Raw genomic sequence first — 546 nt, 5'->3', positions numbered from 1 at the left:
CACCCGCGCCGCCACGCCGGCCCAGTCCAGGCCCGGCAGCGCCGCCGCGTCGGGGCGACGCGCCGCGGCGGTCTCGAGGAGGTCGGTGAGCGTGCCCGGCGGCGCCATGCGCGGCCATCATGGTCCCGGCTCAGCGGCGCCGCCAGACCTCGACCGGGCCGGTTCCGTCCGCGACCGTTCCGGCCAGCACATAGCCCTCGGCCAGCGCGGCCTCGATCACGGCGCGCGCCTCCGGCCGGACCAGCGGCCAGAAGGCGGGGGCGACGACGATCACGCCCGGCGGCAGGGCCAGCACCCGCGCCAGTTCCGCATCCGCATCCGCGCCCGTGAGCGCCGCGAAATGGCCAGCCAGGTGGCCGGGAAAGGCGAAGCGCGTGGGCGGCGCCTGCCCGGCCAGCACATAGGCCACCGGATGCCAGTTGGCGACGAACAGCACCTCGCCCGGGCGCAGCGACGCGGCAGCGAGGCGCGCGACCTGGCGCGGCGGATCGCCGCCGCGCAGCCCCGCGCCCTGCGCCAGCCGCGGCAGCAGCATGTCCAGCACGG

The 546-nt window shown here is 78.4% G+C and carries 1 protein-coding gene; it reads right to left on the bottom strand.

The annotated features are described in order from the left end of the window. Positions 1–130: 130 nt before the first annotated feature. Positions 131–546: hypothetical protein (locus OZN99_RS33275; RefSeq protein WP_270939431.1), on the bottom strand; the 416-nt coding region annotated here is incomplete at its 5' end.

It is taken from the genome of Falsiroseomonas oryzae (assembly GCF_027856955.1).
Taxonomy (GTDB): domain Bacteria; phylum Pseudomonadota; class Alphaproteobacteria; order Acetobacterales; family Acetobacteraceae; genus Falsiroseomonas; species Falsiroseomonas oryzae.
The sequence above is the reverse complement of the archived record's forward strand: the minus strand, read 5'-3'. Positions and strand labels throughout refer to the sequence as shown.